15 protein-coding genes are annotated in these 17,767 nt (G+C 71.5%); 11 read left to right on the top strand and 4 right to left on the bottom strand.

What is annotated here, in order from left to right; genetic code table 11:
- The first annotated feature begins 637 nt into the window (after positions 1-637).
- On the top strand, positions 638-1,717 hold the full coding sequence (locus AQI95_RS42515; RefSeq protein WP_067136653.1) for a S1 family peptidase: 1,080 nt from the start codon (positions 638-640) through the stop codon (positions 1,715-1,717).
- Between the two features lie 121 nt (positions 1,718-1,838).
- Here AQI95_RS42515 and AQI95_RS42510 read toward each other — a convergent pair whose 3' ends face one another.
- The gene (locus AQI95_RS42510; protein ID WP_067136651.1) at positions 1,839-3,044 is read right to left on the bottom strand and encodes an NAD(P)/FAD-dependent oxidoreductase; all 1,206 of its coding nucleotides are present in this window, start codon (positions 3,042-3,044) and stop codon (positions 1,839-1,841) included.
- A 185-nt stretch (positions 3,045-3,229) separates the two neighbouring features.
- Between AQI95_RS42510 and AQI95_RS42505 the strand changes: the two genes are divergently transcribed.
- The 4 genes from AQI95_RS42505 to AQI95_RS42490 all read left to right on the top strand — a co-directional run bounded on the left by AQI95_RS42505 (position 3,230) and on the right by AQI95_RS42490 (position 6,751).
- Positions 3,230-4,069 (top strand): GntR family transcriptional regulator, encoded by an 840-nt coding sequence (locus AQI95_RS42505; protein WP_079071961.1) that lies wholly within the window; start codon positions 3,230-3,232, stop codon positions 4,067-4,069.
- Between the two features lie 135 nt (positions 4,070-4,204).
- A complete protein-coding gene (locus AQI95_RS42500; protein WP_067136649.1) occupies positions 4,205-5,566 on the top strand; it encodes an MBL fold metallo-hydrolase in 1,362 nt (453 codons plus the stop codon).
- 52 nt (positions 5,567-5,618) lie between these two features.
- On the top strand, positions 5,619-6,008 hold the full coding sequence (locus tag AQI95_RS42495; protein WP_067136647.1) for a rhodanese-like domain-containing protein: 390 nt from the start codon (positions 5,619-5,621) through the stop codon (positions 6,006-6,008).
- Positions 6,005-6,751, top strand: coding sequence for a sulfite exporter TauE/SafE family protein (locus tag AQI95_RS42490; protein ID WP_067136645.1), 747 nt, complete (start codon positions 6,005-6,007; stop codon positions 6,749-6,751). The genes AQI95_RS42495 and AQI95_RS42490 overlap by 4 nt, the downstream gene beginning before the upstream one ends.
- A gap of 23 nt (positions 6,752-6,774) precedes the next feature.
- On the opposite strand, the gene AQI95_RS42485 is transcribed toward AQI95_RS42490, so the two are convergent.
- Complete coding sequence (locus AQI95_RS42485) at positions 6,775-7,638, bottom strand: TIGR03620 family F420-dependent LLM class oxidoreductase (RefSeq protein ID WP_067136643.1); 864 nt, start codon at positions 7,636-7,638, stop codon at positions 6,775-6,777.
- Positions 7,639-7,963: 325 nt separating this feature from the next.
- Here AQI95_RS42485 and AQI95_RS42480 point away from each other — a divergent pair, with 325 nt between their 5' ends.
- On the top strand, positions 7,964-8,587 hold the full coding sequence (locus AQI95_RS42480) for a nucleoside deaminase (protein ID WP_244189083.1): 624 nt from the start codon (positions 7,964-7,966) through the stop codon (positions 8,585-8,587).
- A 154-nt stretch (positions 8,588-8,741) separates the two neighbouring features.
- The gene (locus AQI95_RS42475; RefSeq protein ID WP_067136641.1) at positions 8,742-8,975 is read left to right on the top strand and encodes a hypothetical protein; all 234 of its coding nucleotides are present in this window, start codon (positions 8,742-8,744) and stop codon (positions 8,973-8,975) included.
- A 6-nt stretch (positions 8,976-8,981) separates the two neighbouring features.
- On the opposite strand, the gene AQI95_RS42470 is transcribed toward AQI95_RS42475, so the two are convergent.
- On the bottom strand, positions 8,982-9,182 hold the full coding sequence (locus AQI95_RS42470) for a ferredoxin (RefSeq protein ID WP_067136639.1): 201 nt from the start codon (positions 9,180-9,182) through the stop codon (positions 8,982-8,984).
- Positions 9,183-9,189: 7 nt separating this feature from the next.
- A complete protein-coding gene (locus tag AQI95_RS42465; RefSeq protein ID WP_067136638.1) occupies positions 9,190-10,422 on the bottom strand; it encodes a cytochrome P450 in 1,233 nt (410 codons plus the stop codon).
- Between the two features lie 404 nt (positions 10,423-10,826).
- On the opposite strand from AQI95_RS42465, the gene AQI95_RS42460 reads away from it, so the two are divergent.
- The 4 genes from AQI95_RS42460 (at position 10,827) to AQI95_RS42445 (ending at position 17,725) form a co-directional block, all read left to right on the top strand.
- Positions 10,827-12,110, top strand: coding sequence for a phosphatase PAP2 family protein (locus tag AQI95_RS42460; protein ID WP_067136637.1), 1,284 nt, complete (start codon positions 10,827-10,829; stop codon positions 12,108-12,110).
- Positions 12,111-12,294: 184 nt separating this feature from the next.
- A complete protein-coding gene (locus AQI95_RS48585; RefSeq protein ID WP_067136636.1) occupies positions 12,295-12,642 on the top strand; it encodes a hypothetical protein in 348 nt (115 codons plus the stop codon).
- Positions 12,643-12,862: 220 nt separating this feature from the next.
- A complete protein-coding gene (locus tag AQI95_RS42450) occupies positions 12,863-15,022 on the top strand; it encodes a glycoside hydrolase family 31 protein (RefSeq protein WP_244189082.1) in 2,160 nt (719 codons plus the stop codon).
- A gap of 141 nt (positions 15,023-15,163) precedes the next feature.
- Positions 15,164-17,725, top strand: coding sequence for an alpha-N-acetylglucosaminidase (locus tag AQI95_RS42445; RefSeq protein ID WP_079071960.1), 2,562 nt, complete (start codon positions 15,164-15,166; stop codon positions 17,723-17,725).
- Positions 17,726-17,767: the final 42 nt, after the last annotated feature.

Genomic DNA, 17,767 nt, shown 5'->3' with positions numbered 1-17,767 from the left:
GCGCCTTGCCGCTCGGTGAGACGCGCGGAGCGGGTGGCCGCGCGGGCGGCCTCCGGTGCTCGCGGTGGCTCACGCGTGCGGACGGCCGCCGCCGCGAACGGAGCCCCCAAGCGCTCGCAGGCGACGCTCCGGGCCTCCCTGCGCCGTACCCGTCCATGTCCCGCCTGAGCGGACAGGTGCCGTGGCCAGGCGACTGCGTCGCGACGGAGGCCGTTTGCGGGAGCACGGCGCCGGGGGAGTGCACGCGTGCCGTCGCGCCGTGCGGGTCGGGTCATCGGTCGGCCAAGAGGGTTCCAAAAGAACGACGCACGGTCCGGATTGCGGACGCTGTCGTCGCATACCGGCCAGCCGCGGGTGAACCGAGCGTGGACGGCGGGCGCAGTGGCGGGCACCGTGCGTGACGCCGGGCGCCGGGCCGCGGGCGCGGAGTGCGCGGACACCGGCAGCGCCTGACCGTCCGTCGTGCCGCGAGTCAGGCCGGATCCCTTCCTTGTTGCGGCGGGAACGCGTCGCCATACTCGTCGTCGTTTGGCATGGGCACGCCTGGCCTCTCGGGGGGTCGGGGCGTCTCCGTGTCCGTCTCACCTCCGGCCCCGGCCCGTCGAGTGGGCGGGGCAACCCCCACTGGAGGCTTCACATGGCGAAACGCCGCACAGCTCTCACCACGCGTGCGCTCACCGGAGCGAGCGTCGTCGTCCTCACGGCCGGAGCGGCCCTGCTCCCCGGAGCCGCTTCGGCCACGGCGGCCCCCGCGTCCGCCGCCACCCCGGCCGCGGCCCGCGCCGCATCCGCCGCGGCCCTCGTCGCACGGCTGGGCGACCGCGCCGCAGGTTCCTACTACGACGCCGCGGCCCACCAGTTCGTCGTCAACGTCACCGACGGGTCCGCGGCCGACCAGGTGCGCCGCACCGGCGCCGTCCCCAGAACCGTGCGCTACTCCACCACCCAACTGCGCGGCGCTCTGGGCACGTTGACCCAGCGAGCCCGGATCCCGGGCACCGCCTGGTCGATCGACCCCCGTCGGGACAAGGTGGTCGTCACCGTCGACCCGACGGTCACCGGAGCCGGGCGCACCCGGTTGAACACCGTGGTCGACTCGCTCGGCGACAAGGTCGTCGTCCGTCGATCCGCCACCGCGTTCAAGCCGCTCATCGCGGGCGGCGACGCCATCTGGGGCAGCGGTGTGCGTTGCTCCCTCGGGTTCAACGTGACCGTGAACGGGGCGCCGTACTTCCTGACCGCGGGGCACTGCGGCAACGCCTCCTCCACGTGGTCCGACTCGCAGGGCGGCGGGGAGGTCGGCCAGACGGTCGACTCGCAGTTCCCCGGCACCGACTACGCCCTGGTCCAGTACGACGACGCGAGCAGCGACCACGAGAGCGTGGTCGACCTCTACGACGGCAGCGGCCAGCAGATCACCCACGCCGCCGACGCCTACGTGGGCGAGTCGGTCCAGCGCAGCGGCAGCACCTCGGGTGTGCACGGCGGGTCCGTCACCGGGCTCGACGCGACCGTCAACTACGAGGAGGGCACGGTCTCCGGGCTCATCGACACCGATGTGTGCGCCGAGCCCGGCGACAGCGGCGGCGCGCTCTTCGACGGCGACGCGGCCATCGGGCTGACCTCGGGCGGCAGCGGCGACTGCTCCTCCGGCGGCGAGACCTTCTTCCAGCCGGTGCCGGCGGCCCTGGACGCGGAGGGAGCCACTCTTCCGTAGGCCGGATGCGGTCCGGTAGTCCGCGACCGCCGCGGGACCACCCCGACCGGCCCTCACCCGGGCCGGTCGGGGCTTTCGCATGTCCGGGTCCGGGTCCGGCGACCGCTCGGCGAGACGCCCTTCACGCGCGTCCGCGGAGCATGAGGTGCCAGTAGAGGAACGGCAGTCCGTAGCGCTTCAGGTACCACATGTCCCGGCGTTCGTGTGTGGTGTCGATGAGCGGGAAGGTGGGGCGGTGCCGCAGGCTGTAGTCGAACTCGGCCAGCAGCATGCGGTGCCGTGAGGTGGTGATCGGACAGGAGGAGTAGCCGTCGTACGAGGCGGGCAGCGCCTCGGCGTTCGCGAGGCCGGCGGCGATGTTCCGGGCGACGACGGGAGCCTGTTTGCGGACCGCCGCCCCGGTCTTGGAGTTGGGCGAGGAGCCGGCGTCGCCGAGGGCGAATATGTCGGGGTGGCGCACATGACGCAGGGTGTGCTTGTCGATCTGCACATAGCCGGCGGGATCCGCCGGATCGGCCAGCGGAGACTCCTTGATCCAGTCGGGTGCCGACTGGGGCGGCACGAGATGCATCATGTCGAAACGGATGGAGTCCCTGGTCCCGGAAGCGTGGTCGACGACGACCGCGCTACGGCCGTCGGGGTCCACTTCCACCAGTTCGCTGTTCTTGTGCACCTCGATGCCGTAGCGGGACACGACCCGCTCCAGTTCCTCGGCGAACTCCGGCACTCCGAACATCCCTGGCGTGGGCAGCACGAGCACCACCCGTATGTCTTTCAGGACACCCTGTTCGCGCCAGTGGTCCGCCGCGAGATAGGCGATCTTCTGCGGCGCTCCACCACACTTGATCGGCCCTGACGGCATGGTGAACACGGCCGTGCCCGAGCGCATGGAGCGGATCAGGTCCCAGGTCTTGGGCGCCAGTTCGTAGGTGTAGTTGCTGGAGGTGTGCGGCGCGGTGACGGCCCGCGCCATGCCGGGCACCCGGTTCCAGTCGAGCTGGATGCCGGGGCAGACGACGAGCCTGTCGTAGCCGATGGTGCGTCCGTCGGCGGTGCGGACGGTCCGGTTCTCGGGATCCACGCCCTCCACGCGGCTGCGGATCCAGGAGACGCCCTTGGGCAGGACGGACCGCTGGGGACGGGCGCTCGCCTCGGCGGTGGCCCGTCCGCCGCCGACCAGAGTCCACAGCGGTTGGTAGTAGTGCGTGGCGCTGGGCTCGACGAGCCCGATGCCGTGGATGCCGTGGCGCTTCAGGCGGGCCGCGACGCTGATGCCGGCGCTTCCTCCGCCCACGACGAGGACCTGGTGGTGAGCGTCGGTGGTCATACCCGTGTTCCTTCCGGTTCGAGGGTCATCCCGGCGGCGGACGGACTGCCCGCGGCAGCGCGGGCAAGGCGACCGTGATGCCCCGGAGTTCAGGATCACGTCCGGCGCGCACTTCCCCGTCGCGCCCGTCCACGCTAATGTACGTACATTAGCTTTCCAAATGTACGTACACAAGGATGGGGCTCATGCGTCAGGAACCGACTCCCTCCACCGGCCGCGGTGCGCGTTCCCGGACGGGCCGGGGCGGGACGCCGTTGTGGCGTCATGTGCGCGACGACCTTCTGGCGCGACTGGAACGCGGCGAGTTCGTCGACTCCTTCCCCGGCGAGAACGAGCTGGCCGCGCGGTACGCGGTGAGCCGGCACACCGTTCGTGAGGCGCTGCGCGAGCTGCGCGAGCAGGGGCTGGTCACCGCGGCGAAGGGCCGGCGGCCCCGACCGGTGGGCGAGGCGGTCATAGAGCAGCCCCTCGGCGCCCTCTACAGCCTGTTCGCCTCCGTGGAGGCGGCCGGTCTCGAACAGCGCAGTGTCGTCCGCAACCTCGACATCCGTGCCGACGCGCACGTGGCGGTTCGTCTGGGCATGGAGGAGTCGACGCCGCTCCTCTACCTGGAGCGCATCCGCCTGGCCGGCGGGGAGCCCCTGGCCCACGACAAGGTGTGGCTGCTGGCCTCGGACGCCCGGGCGCTGCTCGACGTCGACTTCGGCCACACGGCGCTCTACGGCGAACTCGCCGAGCGCTGCGGCCTGCGTCTCGTCGGGGGAGAGGAACGGATCAAGGCGGTGATCCCCACCGCGGCCGAACAAAGGCTGCTCGGCCTTCCCGAAGGGGTGGCGGCGTTCTCCATCGAGCGGCTGGGGCGCGCGCACGGCCGCAGCGTCGAGTGGCGGACCACCCTGATCCGCGGCGACCGGTTCAGCGTCGTGGCGCAGTTCGACGCCCGCGCCGGGTATCGCCTCGATCCTGCGGTAGCCCCTTTCACCCGCACGGGCCGGAGCGCACGGCGCCTCGATCCGGCGCGGTGAGACGGCCCGGAACGGGCTGCCCGTCCACGAGTCGGCCGAACTCCGACGCCGAAACCACTACGAAACGCCAACGCCAACGCCCACGCTCATGCCCCATGTCCACGGGGCCAGGTGGCGCTGGAGGGAGTGCCTGACATGTTCTTCGTCGACACGATCGAGGTCGCGGGGCTCGGCAACCGCAGCTATCTGGCGGGCGGCGAGCGCACGGCCGTGGCCGTCGACCCGCCCCGAGACGCCGACCGGGTGCTGGCAGCCGCCGTGCGCCGGGGTGTGCGGATCTCACACGTCGTCGAGACCCACATCCACAACGACTACGTCACCGGTGGCCTGGAACTCGCCCGGCTCACCGGCGCCGCCTATCTCGTGCCCGCCGGTGCCACCGTGTCGTTCGACCGCATACCGGTGCACGACGGAGACCGCACGGTCATCGACGAAGGTCTCGTCCTGCGGGCCATGGCGACACCCGGTCACACCCCGCACCACACCGCCTACGCCCTCCAGGAACTCGGGACGGTGGTCGCGGTGTTCACCGGCGGCTCCCTGCTGATCGGTACGGTCGGCCGCCCCGACCTGGTCGAGCCGCGCCTGACCGAGAGCCTCGCCCGGGCCCAGCACGCATCGGCGCACCGTCTGGCCGCCGAACTGCCCGACACCGCAACCGTGCTGCCCACGCACGGATTCGGCAGCTTCTGCTCCGCCGGACGGGCCGAGGGGAGCGAGACCACCATCGGGAAGGAGAAGGCGTCGAACGCGGCCCTCACCGAGGACGTCGACACGTTCGTCACCCGCCTGCTCGCGGGCCTGGACGACGTTCCCGCCTACTACGCGCACATGGGCCCCGCCAACTCCGCCGGACCCTCGCCGGTCGACCTCACCGCGCCCGCGATCGCCGACGCCGGGGAGATCGCGGCGCGACTGGCCGCCGGGGAGTGGGTGGTCGACTTGCGCAACCGGATCGCGTTCGCCGAAGGCCATGTCGTCGGCACCTACAACTTCGAGGCCGATGGGCAACTGGCCACCTACCTCGCCTGGTTGATCCCCTGGGGCAGGCCGGTGACACTGCTCGCCGAATCCGCCGAGCAACTGGCGTACGCGCAGCGCGAGTTGGTGCGCGTCGGCATCGACCGCCCGGCCGCCGCGGCCACCGGTGGCCCGTCGGCCTGGACCGCCGAGGGCGAAGCCCTGGCCACGTTCCCCCGCGCCACGTTCGCGGACCTGGCCGGGCGGCACCCGGCGGACGGCGTGGTCGTGCTGGACGTCCGGCGTGACTCCGAGCGGGCCGCCGGGTTCATCGAGGGCTCGGTCCACATCCCGCTGCACACCCTGCACCGGCGCCTCGACGAGGTGCCGCCCGGCGAGGTGTGGGTGCACTGCGCCGGTGGCATGCGCGCCGCGATCGCCGCCTCGCTGCTGGACGCGGCCGGGCGTGCCGTCGTCGCGGTGGACGACTCCTTCACCGCTGCCGGCACGGCCGGACCCACGCCTCGTACCGGCTGAGCCCCACCAGGCCGGATCAACCCGTCACCGCAGCACAAGGCGAGGACCGCCCATGAAGACATCCCCTTCCGGCATAGCCCGGATCACCGTAGAGCAAGCGGCCGAACGCCTCGGGTACGGACCCGGGGGCGCAGCCGGCGGCCACGTCGCCGCGCCCGTTCTGCTGGACGTCCGCGAACGCGACGAATGGAGCGCCGGTCACGCACCCGACGCCGTACACCATCCCCTCACCGCACTGCTCGAAGGCGTGCCGCTGCCGCCCGGGGTCCAGGGGCGGCGCCTGGTCGTCATCTGCCGCTCGGGCAACAGGTCCCGGCAGGCCGCCGCGCTGCTGACGGACCACGCCAGCGAGGCCGTGGACGTGATCGGCGGCATGCACGAGTGGGCGCGGGCCGGGCTGCCCGTGGTGGACGCGCAGGGCCTGCGCGGTACGGTCGCGTGAGCGCCCTGATCCTGGCCCTCGCGGCCGGCGCGGTGATCGGGCTGGCCCTCGGGGCGCTCGGCGGCGGTGGCAGTGTCCTGGCCGTACCCGCCCTCATCTACCTGCTCGGCTTCACCCCCGTCGCGGCGACCACCGCCGCCCTGGTGATCGTGGCCCTCACCTCGGGAACCGCCCTGGCCGCGCACGCCCGTGACGGACATGTCCGTTGGGGTCCGGGGCTGCTCTTCGCCGCGGGCGGCATCGTCCCGGCGATGGCGGGCTCCGCGCTCGCCGCCCATCTCCCCGCCGGGGCCCTGCAGGCGGCCTTCGCCGTGGTCGCGGCCGTCGCGGCGGTCCGCATGCTGCGGCCCAGGAGCGAGCGTGAAGCCACCCGGAGGGTCAGGCCCGGGCACGCGGCGGCGGCAGGCGCCGGACTCGGCACCGTGACGGGAGTCCTCGGGGTCGGTGGCGGCTTCCTCGCCGTGCCGTCTCTCGTCGGCGTACTCGGACTTCGCATGCGCGAGGCCGTCGGCACCAGCCTGCTGGTCATCACCGTCAACTCGCTGGCGGCGCTCGGACTGCGCGGCGGCACGGTGGACCGGCTCGACTGGGCCGTCGTCGGCCCCTTCGCCGGCGCCGCGGTCCTCGGAGCGTGGGACGGCAGGCGCCTCGCGTCCAAGGCGACGGCGAAGACCCTGCAACAGGGCTTCGCCCTGGCCCTGCTGGCCGTGGCCGCCTTCATGTTCGTCGACGCGGTGGTCTGACACATACCGACCGCTCCCAGACCCTAGACGATGAGCGCGGCTGCGAGTTCACGCCAGTCGTCGCGGGTGAACGTGGTGCGTGAGGCGGTGGCGATCTGGACGGCGATGTGGTCGGCGCCGGCCGCGCGCCGTTCGGCGAGTCCTGCGGCGACGACCTCGGGTCCGCCCCAGAGGAAGAGGGAGTCGACGAGACGGTCGCTGCCTCCGTCGCCGAGGTCGTCCTCGGTGAACCCGGACCGCAGCCACGCGGACCGGTAGTTGGCCAGGGGCAGGTACGTGGCGAGTGTCTCGCGTGCCTGTGCGCGTGCCGCCGCCGGGTCGGGGCGCAGGATGACGGTCTGTTCCAGGGCGAGCAGTGGCCCTGGCCCCAGCAGCTCCCTGGTCCGGGCCACGTGCTCGCTGTCGACCAGGTAGGGATGGATGCCCAGGGTCCGGTCGGCCGCCAGGCGGCTCATCCGGGGCCCGTGCGCCCCGACCAGTCGCGCACGGGCCGGCAGCGCCGCGGGGGCGGAGTCCAGTCCGTCCAGGTAGCCGGCCATCGCGCTGTAGGGCCGCCGGTATGTGTCGACTATTTCGCCATGACTGACGCCCAGACCGACGACCAGCCGCCCGCGCTCACTCGCGGGCAGCGCGTGGTAGGCACCGGCCAGACACTCGGCGGACTGGCCCCAGATGGAGACGCAGGCGGTGGCCACCGTGACATGCCGCGTCGCCCTCAGCACCCGTGCCGCGCTGACCAGATCGCCCCGCGGATTGCCACCGGGATCGCCGCCGAGCCACACGGTCCCGTACCCGAGTTCCTCGGCCTCCGCGGCGGCGTCCGCGGCCTCGCCCGGGTCCCCGTGGGTGAACGCCAAGCTCCAGATCCCCAACGCCCCCAGTTCCATCGGCCTCCCTCCCGATATCGCGTACGGGATCGTTCCTATCCCGGCCGCCACCGCCCTACTGCCGTCGTCTCCCCCTCTGTCCGGAACTCGCTCCACTTCGGCGCCGGTTCGACCCGGCGGTGGCGCCGGGCCGGTCGTTCCGTGGTGAACGCCCCGGTGAGTGCCGTCACCGGCCACGCCCGTCTTTGGCGCGGTCCGTGAGCATGGTCCGTCGGCCGGCGAGCACAATGACGCTGGGCGTGGTCGCCAGGGCGGATCTTGGGCCTCGCCGTCGACGTGCCGGTCGACGCGCTCGGCGCCGTCGGCCTCGGGCGAAGGAGAGCGCGTGGAATTCGGCAGACGCCAGTTCGTCGGCGGCTGGGGGGCGATGGTGACTCAGGCCGTGGCACCGGGCACCCGGCCTCATGACGCGCCCCGGGCGAGCCCCGCCCACGAGGACGCGGGTGCCGGAGCCGTCCATGAACGGTTCATGCGGCTGGCCGTCGAGCAGGCCCGGCGCAATCCCGCCTTCCCGTTCGGCGCGGTGATCGTCGCGGTCCGTACGGGCGAGATCCTGGCGAGCGGGGTCAACGCCACCGAGGACAGTCCGGTCCTGCACGGCGAGGTGGCCGCGATGAACGACTACGTCCGCCGGCACGGCAACCACGGCTGGGCGGGCACCACCCTCTACACCACGGGCGAGCCCTGCCCGATGTGTGTGAGCGCGATGGCCTGGGCGGACCTGAGGCGGGTCGTGTGGGGAAGCTCGATCGAGGAGATCCGCCGCACCGGGATCCACCAGATGGCGCTCTCCGCTCGGGAGGCCGCCGCCTGCGCACGGTCCTTCTACTCCCCGGACATGTTCCTGGGCGGCGTGCTGGCCGACTGCACGGACCGCCTGTTCCAGGAGGCGCGTCGGCTGCGTCGGCGCGGTGCGGGCGCGGCGCGCTTCGGACGGGAAGGCATGTGATCGGTCGCCCGTACGACGGCTGTCGTCTCGGGTTCGGGCCACGAATCCGCGATCTCCGCCTTAAGCGACCGCGGTGCGGGGCATGGATGGTCCTGTCGCGCATCGGGTCCCGTCGGACCCGGCGAGATGACCGCACACCGAGGTGGAGGCAGACATGGCCGGATTTCTCGACAGGGCCAAGGAGCAGGCGCAGCAGGCGCTGCAGCAGGGCAAGGGCAAAGTGGAAGAGGTGCAGGCCCATCGGGCGGGCGGCGAGCTGCTGAGGAAGCTCGGCGCGGCCTACTACGCCGAGAAGCGCGGATCGGGCACGGCACAGGCGACCCAGGACGCCCTCACCGCCCTGGAAGCACACATCAGCGCGCACGGGGACGGGTTCCTGCATTCGTAGTCGCGCTCACGAGTCCTCGACGAGACGGATCACCGCGTTCGGACACAGTTCCGCCGCGATCCGGGCGGAGTCGTGCAGTTCGGGTGGGGGCCGATCGTCGAGCAGGACGACGGTGCCGTCGTCGTCGGACTGGTCGAACAGCTCGGGCGCGTTCAGCGCGCACTGCCCGGCCCCGCGGCAGCGATCGTGGTCGATCCGGATCCTCATGGCCTGATCACCTGTCCCAGGTCAGCGGGAGTTCGTGGACGCCGTAGAGGAACATGTCGTCGCGCATCGGCACGCGCTCCGGGTCCACGGCCAGCCGCAGCGTGGGGAAGCGGGCGAACAGCGCGGGGAAGGCGACTCGCATCTCGGTACGGGCCAGCTGCTGGCCGAGGCACTGGTGAACGCCGTGTCCGAAGGCGACGTGCTGGTTGAGTTCCCGGGCGACGTCGAGCCGTGCGGGGTGCGCGAAGCGCTCGGGGTCACGGTTGGCCGCGGACAGGGAGGCGACGACGGTCTCCCCGGCGCGTACGGTCCTGCCCGCGATCTCCACGTCCTCGCGGGCCACCCTGACCGTGCCGAACTGCACGATGGTCAGGTAGCGCAGCAGCTCCTCGATCGCCCGGTCGACCGAGGCGGGACGCTCGCGCAGCAGTTTCAGCTGTCCGGGGTGGCGCAGCAGGGCGTAGGTGCCGAGTGCCAGCATGTTCGCCGTGGTCTCGTGACCCGCGACCAGAAGCAGCCGCCCGATCCCCGCCAGCTCCTGGTCGCTCAGCGCCGTGTCGGGGAGACCCTGGGCCGCGCCCTCGCCCGCGATCAGCCGGCTGAGCAGGGCGTCGTCAGGGTGCGCACGCTTGGTGGTCACCAGGTCGAGCATGTAGTCCTTCAGCGCGTCACGCGCCGCGAAAGCGTCCTCGTCCGTGACGTCGATCCGCAGCAGCGTGGACATCCACCCCTGGAACATGCCGCGGTCGGCGTACGGCACTCCGAGCAGCTCGCAGATGACCAGCGACGGTATCGGCAGCGCGAACGCCCGCACCAGGTCGGTCGGCGGCCCGCTGCGCTCCATCGCGACCAGGTGATCATCGACGATCTGCTCGATCCTCGGCGTCAGAGCGCGCATCCGCCGCACGGTGAAGTAACGGGTGAGCAACCGTCTGTAGCGAGTGTGTTCCGGAGGGTCCAGGGAGATCAGCATCCCCGCGCGGGCCTTGACGTCCTCCGGGCGGATCGTCGGCTGCCGCAGGGGCAGGGAGGCGCGCAGGCGGTCCGAGCTGAACCGGTCGTCCGCGAGTACGGCGCGGACGTCCTCGTGCCGGGTGAGCAACCAGCCGGTCTTCCCGTCCGGGAAGGCCAGCCTGCTGATCGGCTCCCGCTCACGCAGGTGCTCGTACTCGCGCGGCGGGTCGAAAGGGCAGCTGCGGCGCGTCGGCAGTGGCGCGGCAGCGGGCTGGGTCACGCGCATGGCCGTTTCCCTCCACCCGGCCTTCGTCGGCTCCCCTGGCCCCCGTTCCCCGCAACGGATCGAGAACCGCACTGTCAGGGTAAAACAAGTCGTTCGACTGGAACGCGTCCCCGAGAGGGGGACTCCTTACAGCCGGAACAGCACATCGCCGGACCTGAGCGGAGAGGGGGAGCTGGCCGTCTGTCATACCCCACCTGGGTATATGTCATCGGTGTCGGTCATCCGGTCTGCGAAATCCACTTGCGCCGTTCCGCTAACATGATCCAACTCCCTGCCGTCCGGCGCGACGAGTGACCAATTCAATACGACTAACAACGGCCAAACAATTGATACCCAAGCCATCGCGAGTGTCTTCGCGAATAAACTCCACAAACCAGCTCGCCGCGTGGCGTCAACCGCGGGCGATGTTGTGGGCCGCGGTGGGCGTGGTGGCCCTCGGGTTCCTCGTCGCGCTGGAGATCGCCGCGCGTCGTTACGGCCTGCCGGGGCCGATCACGAACCAGGCGCGAGAGCTGCTGTTCCCGCCCAAATCGGGATTCCTGCTGTACGCCAGTCTGGCGTTGGTGATGGTGGTGTTCACCTGGCGGCAGCGCTTCATCGCGGCCGGCACGGCGATCGGCATCGACATCGTCTTCGTGCTCGTACGGTGGGCGGCCGGCATCAACGTGACCGAAGGCCATCCCTTCGGCAACGGTGCGTTGTGGGTGATCCTGGGCTGTGCGGTCATCGCTGTCACCCGCCGCACGGGCGCAGAACGCGCCCTGCTGCTGAAGGGCGTCGGGCTGGCCCTGCTGCTGGTGGCCGGACGCAAGACCGGCGACGCCTGGCTGCTCATCACGTCGAAGACCCGCCCGGCGGTGCTCGACCAGTACGTGGCGACCGCCGATCACGCGTTGGGCAACCCGTCGTGGCTGGTGGGCCGGCTCGTCAGGGCCAGCGGTCCGGTCGGCGCCCATGTCCTCGACTACGTCTACGTCCAGCTCGCGGTGGCCGCGGTCGTCGTCGCGCTGTACCAGCTGCGCAACGTGGCGGTCGAGCGCCGCTTCCCGCGCCACCATCTGGTGCGCACCTTCCTGGTCATCGGCCTCCTCGGGCCGGCGATCTACATGATCTTCCCGGTGGTCGGACCGGTCTTCGCCTACAGCGCCGAGGGCGGACACTGGGCGGCGGCGAACCTGTGGCCGGACACTCCGCCGCCGGTCGGCCCGCCGCACCCGCTGTCATTCGACGAGATCACGCCACGGAACTGCATGCCCAGCCTGCACACGGCGTGGGCCACCACGATTTTCGTCCATTCCCGAAAGGGTCCACGGATTCTGCGATATGCGGGCACTTTCTGGCTGGTCGCCACGCTCGGTGCAACGCTGGGATTCGGCTATCACTACGGTGCGGATCTCGTCGCCGGTGTGGTGTTCGCGCTGACGGTCGAGGCGGCGCTGCGCACGGCCGCACAGGGCTGGGACCGGTCGGGAATCCGGCTCGTCGCCCACGGCGCAACGGTCTTCGCCGCACTCCTGGTGTCATATCGCTATCTGCCGCTGAAGATGGCCGAACATCCATGGCTCTTCGGGCCGCTGCTCATTTTGGCGATGACCTCGGTGATCTACGGCTACGTACGGACCACCGGGAGCTGGGAACCGAAGGCCGCATCGGTGCGGCAACCGGAACCGCAGCCCGAACTCGTGTGAACCGTTTCCCGGAACACCGCCCCGTACGTCGCCCCGGCCGCCCCAACTATCCGATGATCAGAAAGAAGTGAACCGACACGGAGCGCATGGAAAGGCCTTGATCCCAAAATGCCACAAATCGCCCATATATGCTCCCGATAGGCAGTTGATCAGGGCTTCACACCCAATGAGAAAGGGTCGAACCATGCGCAGGTTCCAGCGCGCCGCCGTCGTCGTCGCAGCAGTCGCGGGGCTGTCCGCCCTCGGCGTCGGCGTCAGCTACGCCGGCGGCTACGACGCCCCTCCGCAGCTCACCGCGGTGGCCAACTCGCAGGCCAACGCCGTGGCCGTGGGCGGAGGCACCGCGGTGGCCAACTCCCAGGCCAACGCGGTCGCCACATGGGGTGGTTACCAGTACGACCAGCCGAACTGCGCTCCGCGGCAGAGCCCGTACGGTGCACCGCAGCAGGCTCCCTACGAAGCACCGCAGCAGGCGACGTACGGTGCGCCGCAGCAGAGCACGTACGGTGCGCCGCAGTACGGCGCCAACTGAACTGAGGCGAAAGCGGTTTCGGGCGGTGGCCCGAGGGGTGCGACGCCCCTCGGGCCACCGCCCGGTCGTGAACCCGCACGCCACACCCCGATGCGGAAGCCGTCATAGACAAGTGACGTTTCCTGCTCAATAATCTGCCGAATCAAGCACGTTCTTGCATTGAACTGGTACGGACCCTGTATCGCAGCTCTCAGACACCCTTCGTCGAAGGAGATGCGCCGTGCTCGGACGGCTCCGCAGACTCAGACTGCTCCTCGCCTTCTCCTCCCTCGCGCTGGCCCTGCCCGCGGCCCTGCCCACCCGGGCCCAGGCGGCCGTGGAGAACCCGGCCGCCGCCGGGCCGACGCTGAGCCCCACCGCCGACGGACTCGCGCTCACCGTCCCACCGAGCGGCGACGCCCCCGGCTACGTTCTCGATGTGGGGACCGCCCGACTGGCCCTGTCCACCAGACGTGCCGGCAGATCCGTACTGGCCACCGCGGCCGACGGCAGTGGCGCCCTGCGCTTCCGCCTCCACGGCGACTGGCAGCACGCGACCGAGGTCACCGGCTGGGCCTGGAGCGGCGGCACGCTGACCCTCACCGCGGACACGACCGCGGAAGGCGCCACCGTGGAAGCCCGCCTCATACCGTCCGCGGACCGCTACTCACTGGACTGGAAGGTCAAGGGCGCCGTCCCCGACCGGCTGAGCCTCGCCTACGACCTGAAGTCCGCCGGCCACTGGTACGGCCACGGTGAGGCCGAGACCCCGCAGGGCGGGCCCGGCACCGACCAGCCGTGGCCGCTCGACAGCGGTGAGGTCGTCCACCCCTCTTTCGGCCCGTCCTCGTACGACATGATCGATCCGTTCTGGTTCACCTCCGGCGCGACCGGGCTGCGGGTGGACACCGGGCACGTCATGGACGTGTCGATCAACGGCGGGAAGGACGGCCTCGGCCGCTTCGACATCGAATCCGCCGATCCCTACAAGGCGACCGTCTTCGTGGAGTCCACCCCGCTGGAGGTCTACCGCGACTACGTCGGCATCGTCGGCAGACCCGCCAAGAGCGACGCGACGTACGAGCAGTTCGCCGAGCCGGTGTGGAACTCCTGGGCGCAGTTCTACACCCACGTCGACCAGGCCCGGCTCCTGGACTACGCACAGGACCTGCACGACAACGGCCTCAGCGGCCACACGCTCCAGCTCGACGACAAGTGGGAGTCCGACTACGGGAACATGACCTTCGACGCGAAGGCCTACCCGGACCCCAAGGCCATGTCCGACAGGATCCACCGGCTGGGCTTCGACTTCGGCCTCTGGGTCACCCTCTGGATCAACCTCGACTCCGACCAGTACCAGTACGCCGCCGACCACGGCTATCTGCTCAAGGACGCGGGCGACACGACGAAGCCGTGCACGGTCACCTGGTGGAACGGCACCGCGGGCATCGTCGACCTCGCCAACCCCGAGGCCAAGGCCTGGTACGTCGGACGGCTCGAGAAGCTGATGAGCACCTACGGCATCGACGGCCTGAAGTTCGACACCCGCTTCTTCGACGACAGATGCGCACCGCACGAGGGACATCAGCCCACCGACTACCAGCGGCTCGGCGCCGAACTCGCCGACCGTTTCGACCTCCAGGGCGTCGGCATCCGGGTCCACTGGGACACCACCGCCCACCGCGCCGGATTCGTCACCCGGCAGGTGGACAAGGGCACCGGCTGGGACTCCCTGCGTGCCTCCGTCACCCAGAACCTCGCCCTCTCCACGATCGGCTACCCCTTCGTGACCACCGACATGATCGGCGGCTCCAGCAGCCAGCCCGCGCCCGGCAAGCGGGTACTGGTGCGCTGGGCCCAGTCCGCCGCCCTGCAGCCACTGATGTACTCCTCCACCTCACCCGTGGACACCATCGACGTGACGACCGGCAAGAAGGTCACCTACGACCGGCAGACCATCGACCTCTACCGCAAGGCGATCGCCCGGCACGAACGGCTCGCCCCCTACATCTGGGACCAGGTCCGGCAGACCCTGAGGACCGGCGATCCGATCATGCGCCCGCTGTTCTTCGACTTCCCGCGGGACACGGTGGCCTACACCGTCACCGACGAGTGGATGCTCGGCCCGGCCGTCCTCGCCGCCCCGCAGCTCACCGACCGCGCCGCCCGCACCGTCCATCTCCCGCCCGGTGTCTGGTACGACGTCGACCACGGCACGGTGATCCACGGCCCCAAGACCCTCCCCGGCTACGCCACCCCGCTCGGCACCGCGCCCGCGTTCGTGAACCTCGGGGCGAAGGGCGCCGCCAAGGCCCTGCGGGCGCTGCGCGGCACCGGCACTCCCGACGCCACCTCGCTGCCCGCCGACGCTGCCCCTGCGCCACCGCGGGGGCGGCGATGACGCCGGGGACGAGGCGGTCGACCGTGCGCCCGTGACACCGCGGCGCGATGCCGAGCCCCCGCCGCAGGAGACACCAGCCGCGGATCGCCCGGCCCTGCGCACGTCGGCAGGGGCCAAGTGACGTACTCCGGAGGGACGTTCATGGAAAGCGACAGACGCGCAGCCGCAGGCGCCACCCGCCGAGGCGTCCTCGCGGGCGCGCTCGTCCTCGGCGGCATCGCCCTGGCGGCCCGCTCATGGGAGGCGTACGCGGCCGACGGCGACCCGGCACCCGCCATGGCCGCGCTGCGGCGGCTGCTGCCCCGGCACCACGACCAGTTCACGCTGCGGGCGCTCGCGGCGGACGGCACGGACCGCTTCCGGGTCACGGGTCGCACCGGCCGGATCACCGTCGAGGGCACCAGCCCCGCCGTCCTCCTCACCGGCGTCCACACCTACCTGCGGCGCACCGCACATGCCTCGATCTCCTGGACCGGCGACCAACTCGCGCTGCCCCGCCGGCTGCCCGCTCCCGACGATGAACTCACCGGGACGGCGAACGTGCCCCACCGGTTCGTCCTCAACGACACCGACGAGGGCTACACCGGCCCCTACCGCGACTGGGACACATGGCAGCGCGAGCTGGACGTCCTCGCCGTGCACGGGGTCAACCGCGTCCTCGTCCACATGGGCGCGGACGCCGTGTACCGCGACACGTTCCGGCAGTTCGCCTACACGGACGCCGAGTTGCGGTCGTGGATCCCGGCCCCGGCCCACCAGCCGTGGTGGCTGCTGCAGAACATGTCGGGCTTCGGCGGCCCCGTCTCGCAGCGGCTCATCGAGCGGCGGGCGGACCTGGCGCGGCGGATCGTGGACCGGGTGCGGGAGCTGGGCATGACACCCGTTCTGCCCGGCTATTTCGGCACGGTCCCAGGCGGCTTCCCCGCCCGGTACGGAGGGGACGCGACGGTGGTGGCACAAGGGACCTGGGTCGGCTTCGAACGGCCCGACTGGCTCGACCCGCGCACCAGGGCCTTCGGGGAGGTGGCGGCCGCCTTCTACCGAGCCCAGTCGGACCGCTTCGGCGACAGCACGATGTACAAGATGGACCTGCTGCACGAGGGCGGCACCCCCGGCGACGTACCGGTGGGCGAGGCCGCCAGGGCAGTCGAGGCGGCCCTGCGGCGGGCACACCCCGGCGCGGTCTGGGCCATCCTCGGCTGGCAGGCCAACCCGCCCCGGGCCCTGCTGGACGCCGTCGACAAGACGCGCATGCTGATCGTCGACGGGCTCTCCGACCGCTACCCGACGGTCACCGACCGGGAGAGCGACTGGGGCGGCACCCCCTACGCCTACGGCAGCATCTGGAACTTCGGGGGCCACACCGCGCTCGGCGCCAACGCCCCCGACTGGGTCGAGTGGTACCCCAAGTGGCGTGACAGGAAAGGAAGTTCGCTGGCCGGGATCGCGGCGATGCCCGAGGCCTCGGACAACAACGCGCCCGCCCTCGCCCTCCTCGCCGACCTGGCATGGACGCCCGGCACGATCGATCTGGACGACTGGTTCGCGGCGTACGCCGTCTCCCGCTACGGCGGCGAGGACCGGCACGCGGCCGCCGCCTGGCGCACGATCCGCGCCACGGCCTACGGCATGCGGCGCACGGACTCCTGGAGCGAGGCCCCGGACGGCCTCTTCGGTGCCCGCCCGAGCCTGACCGCGGCCAAGGCCGCCTCCTGGAGCCCGGCGACCACCCGCTACGACACCACGGTCTTCGACCGCGCGCTGACTGAACTCCTCGACGTCAGGGAGGAGTTGAGGGGAAGCCCGGCGTACCGGTACGACGTCGTGGACGTCGCCCGCCAGGTCCTGTCCAACCGCAGCCGTCTTCTGCTCCCGCAGATCAAGGCGGCGCACGACGCGGGCGACAAGGACCTGTTCGGCACGCTGACCCGCACCTGGCTGTCCTGGATGGACCTGCTGGAGGCGCTGCTGTCGACGTCCCGCCCGCATCTGCTGGGCCGCTGGCTGGCCCAGGCGCGGGCCTGGGGCGCGGACCGCACCGAAAAGAACCGCCTGGAGTACGACGCCCGGTCGATCCTCACCACCTGGGGCGGCCGGGCGAGCAGCGCCGAGGGCCTGCACGACTACGCCAACCGGGAGTGGGCCGGACTGGTCGGGGGCCTGTACCGCACCCGGTGGCAGACGTACTTCGACGCCCTGTCCTGCGGAAAGGACCCCGACACGATCGACTGGTTCGCCCTGGAGGACGACTGGGCGCACGCCCACGAGGCGTATCCGAGTGAGCCCCACGGATCGCCGTACGCCCTGGCCCGCCGGGTGCGCGACGTCCTCGCCGGCAGCCCGTACCAGTCCACGCTGACGGCGGTGGCCGACCGAGGCGCGGCGGGGGGAGACCGCCCGGTCACCGTGACGCTCACCCTCGCCCACCGCAACGGATTCGCGCCGGCACGCGAGGTGACGCTCTCCTTGAAGGTCCCCGAGGGCCGCACCGCGCGCCCGCTCGACCCGGCGGGGGCGGTCGCGCTGGCATCCGGCGAGACGCTCACCGCCCGTTTCGAGGTCCGTCTCGCCGCGGCCGAGGCCCCCCTGGCCGGCCGGCTGGTCGCGGTGGCGACCCAGCGGGGCGGCGGGAAGGCGGTCGCGCCGGTGGCTGTCGACAGGGCAGCCCGCCAAGGGCCGCCCGGCGTGCCACTGACGCGGTGAGGGGACGCCGGTCGATCATGAACACCCCCCTGAAATCGTCCG

Origin of the sequence: Streptomyces yokosukanensis (assembly GCF_001514035.1) — a bacterium.
In the GTDB taxonomy this organism is placed as follows: Bacteria; Actinomycetota; Actinomycetes; order Streptomycetales; family Streptomycetaceae; genus Streptomyces; species Streptomyces yokosukanensis.
Note: the sequence above shows the minus strand (reverse complement) of the source record. Positions and strands in the feature narration are given on the sequence as shown.

Bases quoted from the DNA above. Each gene is read 5' to 3' on its own strand.
- AQI95_RS42510 (WP_067136651.1), bottom strand. From the start codon at position 3,044: ATGACCACCGACGCTCACCACCAGGTCCTCGTCGTGGGCGGAGGAAGC.
- AQI95_RS48585 (WP_067136636.1), top strand. From the start codon at position 12,295: ATGCGCAGGTTCCAGCGCGCCGCCGTCGTCGTCGCAGCAGTCGCGGGG.
- AQI95_RS42445 (WP_079071960.1), top strand. From the start codon at position 15,164: ATGGAAAGCGACAGACGCGCAGCCGCAGGCGCCACCCGCCGAGGCGTC.
- AQI95_RS42485 (WP_067136643.1), bottom strand. From the start codon at position 7,638: ATGGAACTGGGGGCGTTGGGGATCTGGAGCTTGGCGTTCACCCACGGG.
- AQI95_RS42515 (WP_067136653.1), top strand. From the start codon at position 638: ATGGCGAAACGCCGCACAGCTCTCACCACGCGTGCGCTCACCGGAGCG.
- AQI95_RS42460 (WP_067136637.1), top strand. From the start codon at position 10,827: ATGTTGTGGGCCGCGGTGGGCGTGGTGGCCCTCGGGTTCCTCGTCGCG.
- AQI95_RS42475 (WP_067136641.1), top strand. From the start codon at position 8,742: ATGGCCGGATTTCTCGACAGGGCCAAGGAGCAGGCGCAGCAGGCGCTG.
- AQI95_RS42500 (WP_067136649.1), top strand. From the start codon at position 4,205: ATGTTCTTCGTCGACACGATCGAGGTCGCGGGGCTCGGCAACCGCAGC.
- AQI95_RS42465 (WP_067136638.1), bottom strand. From the start codon at position 10,422: ATGCGCGTGACCCAGCCCGCTGCCGCGCCACTGCCGACGCGCCGCAGC.
- AQI95_RS42470 (WP_067136639.1), bottom strand. From the start codon at position 9,182: ATGAGGATCCGGATCGACCACGATCGCTGCCGCGGGGCCGGGCAGTGC.
- AQI95_RS42495 (WP_067136647.1), top strand. From the start codon at position 5,619: ATGAAGACATCCCCTTCCGGCATAGCCCGGATCACCGTAGAGCAAGCG.
- AQI95_RS42505 (WP_079071961.1), top strand. From the start codon at position 3,230: ATGCGTCAGGAACCGACTCCCTCCACCGGCCGCGGTGCGCGTTCCCGG.